The 4,894-nt window shown below is 72.9% G+C and carries 6 protein-coding genes; 3 read left to right on the top strand and 3 right to left on the bottom strand.

The annotated features are described in order from the left end of the window. The first annotated feature begins 62 nt into the window (after nucleotides 1-62). The 3 genes from GUY61_RS34755 to GUY61_RS34745 all read left to right on the top strand — a co-directional run bounded on the left by GUY61_RS34755 (nucleotide 63) and on the right by GUY61_RS34745 (nucleotide 2,136). A complete protein-coding gene (locus GUY61_RS34755) occupies nucleotides 63-1,223 on the top strand; it encodes a pyridoxal-phosphate dependent enzyme (protein ID WP_208106830.1) in 1,161 nt (386 codons plus the stop codon). Nucleotides 1,224-1,506: 283 nt separating this feature from the next. Beyond that, nucleotides 1,507-1,584 (top strand): helix-turn-helix domain-containing protein, encoded by a 78-nt coding sequence (locus GUY61_RS41355; RefSeq protein WP_398957992.1) that lies wholly within the window; start codon nucleotides 1,507-1,509, stop codon nucleotides 1,582-1,584. A 63-nt stretch (nucleotides 1,585-1,647) separates the two neighbouring features. After that, entirely contained in the window at nucleotides 1,648-2,136 is a 489-nt protein-coding gene (locus GUY61_RS34745; protein WP_166634311.1) for a glutathione peroxidase, read from the top strand. Between the two features lie 6 nt (nucleotides 2,137-2,142). On the opposite strand, the gene GUY61_RS34740 is transcribed toward GUY61_RS34745, so the two are convergent. From GUY61_RS34740 to GUY61_RS34730, 3 genes are all read right to left on the bottom strand, one after another. Continuing rightward, entirely contained in the window at nucleotides 2,143-2,529 is a 387-nt protein-coding gene (locus GUY61_RS34740; protein ID WP_166634310.1) for a VOC family protein, read from the bottom strand. Nucleotides 2,530-2,539: 10 nt separating this feature from the next. Further along, nucleotides 2,540-4,102 carry an ATP-dependent DNA ligase gene (locus GUY61_RS34735; RefSeq protein ID WP_166634309.1) on the bottom strand — a complete coding sequence of 521 codons (1,563 nt, stop codon included), beginning with the start codon at nucleotides 4,100-4,102 and terminating at the stop codon, nucleotides 2,540-2,542. A gap of 172 nt (nucleotides 4,103-4,274) precedes the next feature. Next, complete coding sequence (locus tag GUY61_RS34730) at nucleotides 4,275-4,787, bottom strand: DUF4232 domain-containing protein (protein ID WP_166634308.1); 513 nt, start codon at nucleotides 4,785-4,787, stop codon at nucleotides 4,275-4,277. Nucleotides 4,788-4,894: the final 107 nt, after the last annotated feature.

Raw genomic sequence — 4,894 nt, 5'->3', positions numbered from 1 at the left:
GCGGATCCTCACCGCCTGGACTTTTTGCCAAGAGTTGGTTGTTTCGTCGATGGGGGATGTCCATGGAAGCCGGCGCCGGGACCGGGGCCCTGCCGCACTACGTCGACCCGCGCACCGGCCGTACGTACCCGCTCGACGTGCTGCGCTGGCGCGGCGACGACGGGGCGCCCCTGTTCGTCTCGCCCCTGCCCGGCATCACCCGTCAGGACATCGACACCGGCGAACGCTCCCTGTGGCGCTACCGCGCGGCCTTCCCCGTCGACGTACCGGAGCCGGTCTCCCTCGGCGAGGGCCGCACCCCGCTGCTGGAGCGGACCTGGGGCGGCGCGGGTACGGTCCTGTTCAAGCCCGAGTGGTACGGCCCCTCCGGCAGCTTCAAGGACCGCGGCAGCAGCGTGATGATCTCCGTGCTCGCCGGGCGGGGCGTCAAGGAGGTCATCGAGGACAGCTCGGGCAACGGCGGGTCCTCCGTCTCCGCGTACTGCGCCGCCGCCGGCATCCGCGCCAGGATCCTCGCTCCCGAGGGCACCTCGCCGGCCAAGGTCCTCCAGAGCCGCGCCTACGGGGCCGAGGTCCGGCTGGTCCCCGGCGACCGGGACGCCACCGCGGCCGAGGCCCTTCGGCAGTCGGCGCACACCGCCTACGCCGGTCACAACTGGCACCCGTTCTTCCTCCAGGGCGTCAAGACCCTCGCCTACGAGATCTGGGAGGACCTCGGCTTCCGTGCCCCCGACAGCGTCGTCACGGTCGCCGGGGCCGGCAGCACCGTCCTCGGCCTGGACCTCGGCTTCCGCGAACTCCTGGCCGCCGGGCAGATCGCCGCGCCGCCGCGCCTGCTCGTCGCCCAGCCCGCGAACTGCGCTCCCGTGCACGCCGCCTTCCACGGCCTGCCCGCTCCGGGAGCGGGCTGGGCTCCCACCGTCGCGGAGGGCACCGCCATCAAGGCCCCCGTGAGGCTGCCCGAGGTGGTGGCGGCCGTACGCCGTTCCGGGGGCGACATGGCCGCGATCCCGGAGGACGGCATCACATCCGCCGTACGGCGTCTGGCAGCCATCGGCTTCTACGCGGAGCCCACGAGCGCCACGGCGGCCGCCGCCATCGACGTCTTCGCCTCGCGGGGTGCGATCCGGCCCGGAGGGACGACGGTCGTGCTCCTCACCGGATCAGGTCTCAAGGCCTCCGCCGACATGACCCGGATCTTCGCCCCCGAGGGCCGGCCGTGAGCGAACCGCCAATGTCGAGCCAGGGGGTTGATGGCTGCTCGCCGGGGAGTGTGCGCGCAGTCGGGTCAGCTCGATCGTGTGGTGGTCGGCTTGCGGGCTTGCGGTGTGCTGGGCTGTTTCGGGCTACGGCGATCGTGCGATCCGGCACGGCGGTTACGGCGTCTGGGGGCACCCCCAGCGGTAGCTGGGGGATTGCCGGGCCCCCGTTCCACCGGAGTGACGGTTCGGGGCGTGCGGCTGAACGGGCTCACTCCTGCTCAGTCTTCAGGAACGGTTCCTCCAGGTGAAGCTCTCGGTGCAGACGGCTACCGAGTTGCTGGGGGTCTCCCGCGCGACCGTCTACAACTACCTGCGAGAGTAGGGGGGACGGACACGGACAGGACCCGGGACGCGGCACGGCCCGGACAGGAGAAGGGACCCGATTGTGAGCCTCTACGACATCCCGCTGCGCACCCTCGCGGGTGAGCCCGCCACCCTCGGCGACCACAAGGGGAGGGCGCTGCTGATCGTCAACGTGGCCTCCAAGTGCGGACTCACCCCGCAGTACGCGGGACTGGAGCGGCTCCAGGAGACGTACGGCCCCCGAGGCCTCACGGTGCTCGGCTTTCCCTGCAACCAGTTCCTCGGCCAGGAGCCCGGGACCGCGGAGGAGATCCAGACGTTCTGCTCGACCACGTACGGGGTGAGCTTCCCGCTGTTCGAGAAGGTCGAGGTGAACGGGCCCGGCCGGCACGCGCTGTACGCCGAACTGACCCGCTTCCCCGACGCGTCCGGCAACGCGGGGGACGTGAACTGGAACTTCGAGAAGTTCCTGGTCTCCCCCGCGGGCGAGGTCGTGGGGCGCTTCCGCCCGCAGACCGAGCCCGAGGCCCCCGAGCTGGTCGCCGCCATCGAGGGGCAGCTGCCCGCCTGACGTGGTTCAGCGGGGCTGAACGAGGTCCCAGCGGTTGCCGTAGAGGTCCTCGAAGACGGCGACCGAGCCGTACGCCTCGTGCCGGGGTTCCTCCAGGAAGCGGACCCCGGCCGCGGTCATCCTCGCGTGGTCCCGCGCGAAGTCGTCGGTGTTGAGGAACAGCCCGACCCTGCCCCCGGTCTGGTCGCCGACCCGGGCCAGCTGTTCGGGCGTGGACGCGCGGGCGAGGAGCAGCGCGGTCTCCGTGGAACCGGGCGGTGCGACGACGACCCAGCGGCTGCCGTCACCACGCGGGGTGTCCTCGCGCAGTTCGAAGCCGACGGCGTCGACGTAGAAGGCAAGGGCCTCGTCGTAGTCGCGCACGACGACGGCCACCAGTCCGAGATGAGTCATTGCCGGATCCTCACACATACGGCCCGGCCAGGTGCGCTCGGGTGTGGGCGGCGGTCACGGACTCGATCGTGTCGGCCTCCTCCGGCCTCTTGTCCGTCCGGTAGCGCAGTACCCGCGCGAACCGCAGGGCGATTCCGCCCGGGTAGCGCGTCGACCGCTGGATGCCGTCGTAGGCGATCTCCACCACCAGTTGCGGGCGCACCCTGACCACCCAGCCGTCGTCGCTCTCCGCGAGCTCCCTCAGCCGTTCGGTCTGCCAGGCCAGCATCTCGTCGGTGAGCCCCTTGAAGGTCTTGCCGAGCATCACCCACGTACCGCCGGGGCCCCGTGCCCCGAGGTGCAGATTGGACAGCTTGCCGGTACGCCTGCCGTGGCCCCACTCCGCGGCAAGCACCACCAGGTCGAGGGTGTGCACCGGTTTGACCTTGAGCCAGGCGGCGCCGCGGCGGCCCGCGCTGTAGGCGGACTCCAGGGACTTGACGACGACGCCCTCGTGCCCGCGGTCCAGGGAAGCCGAGAGGAAGGACTCCGCCTCGGCCTGCGAGGTGTCGCCCGAAGGGTCCTCCACGGCGAGCCGCCGCACCCGCTGCGGCCCCGGCACCAGGCGGGCCAGCTCCGCGTGGCGCTGCCGGAGCGGCAGATCCAGCAGGTCACGGCCGCCCGCGGCGAGGATGTCGAAGAAGACGGGGGAGACCGGCAGTTCCGCGCGGGCCGTCTCCACATCGACCCGCGAGCCCACCCGGCCCGCGATGTCCTGGAAGGGCCGTGGCCGGCCCGTGTCGTCGAAGGCGATCACCTCGCCGTCCAGGACGAAGCGGTCCCCGTCCAGCGCCAGCACGGCGGCGGTCACCTCCGGCAGCCGGTCGGTGATGTCCTCCAGCGTCCTGGTGAAGATCCGCACCCCGTCGCCGTCGCGGTGCGCCTGCATCCGGATGCCGTCGAGCTTCTCCTCGACCGCGCACGGCCCGAGCCTGGCCACGGCCTCTCCGACCGTCTTCGCGGTGTGCGCCAGCATCGGGAACACGGGGCGGCCGACCGTCAGCCGGAACTCCGCCACGGCGTCCGGCCCCCGTGCCAGCAGCGCCTGCGCCACCGCGGCCAGCGAGCCGCCGAGCATCACGGCGCGGCGCACCTCGGCGGCCGGCGCGCCCACCGCCCGGGCCAGGCCCTCCGCGGCGACGGCGTCCAGGGCGCCCTGCCGTACCTCCCCGGTCAGCAGCCCGTACAGGAACCGCTGCTCCTCGGCGGTCGCGGCGGACATCAGCTCCCGTACCAGCCGTCTGCGCTCCGTCTGCGAGCCGGGCCCCGACACGGCCGCGAACCCGGTGAGGACGGCGTCGGTGGCCAGCAGGGTCAGCCGTGGCTCCCGGGCCGGTTCGACCGGGTCGCGCAGCACGCTCCAGCCGATACCGGGACGGCCCTGGGGCAACCGGCCGGCGAGGTACGGGATGGCGACGGCGACGTCCTCGGGCTCGGCGGCCCGGAACAGCTCCGCCATCAGGGCGATCTTCTCAGAACGTGCCGAGGTCGCGGCGACCTCCCGTGAGACCTCGGCGAGACGCGCCAGCAGCATGCCGCCATCCTCCACCCCGGACCGGCCGCCCGCACCGCGGTCGGCCCGCGCGCTCCCTGTTCCCCCGGTTCCCGCCTACCCCTTCCGCCGTTCCCGTCTTCCGCCGTTCCCGCCTTCCTCCGGTCCTCGGCCTTCTCCGGCTCCGCTCGCCCCCCGTGCCGGGAACGGCGCGTCAGCCCAGGGCCTTCCGCAGGGCGTTGTCCGCCTTGGCGCGCGACGGATGCCACCACGTCGTCACCGGCTCCCACACACGGGTGCCGGGGAAGGCGAACTCCCGCCCCGTGTGCGAGGGGTCGGCGGCGACCCGCACCGTGTCGACGACCTTCGCGTCCTCGCCGTCCGTGCCGGGGCCGGGCGCGGTCCGCACCGCCGCGTACGCGGCGCGGCCGGGCGCCAGCTTGTACGGCGCGCTGTCCGCCGGGGGCACCGGCTGGGCCGCGCCGTCCAGGTCGCCGAAGGCCACGGTCGGGAGCCGGTCCACGGCGCAGGTCCTGGCGGACGTGTTGGTGAAGCCGATCCGGAGCACGCCGGGTGTGCCGGAGCCGGAAGCCCTCACCTTGACCGCGCTCTCCTTGCACACGGGCACGGCGCGGGCGGCGGGACTCTGGGCGGTGGCGAAGCCGGTCATGGCGGTCAGCACGGCGGCGGCCACCGTGCCACCGGTGATCATGGTTCGGGTACGCATGGAACTCCCCCGTTCATCGAGCGGTCACCAGATGTGACGATCGAGAGTGCCGTCCCGTTGTACGGCCGCGCGTGATTCCCCCGAAAGGAGTCTCATGAGGCCCGCCC

Source organism: Streptomyces sp. GC420, assembly GCF_009916105.1.
Lineage (GTDB): Bacteria > Actinomycetota > Actinomycetes > Streptomycetales > Streptomycetaceae > Streptomyces.
The sequence above is the reverse complement of the archived record's forward strand: the minus strand, read 5'-3'. Positions and strand labels throughout refer to the sequence as shown.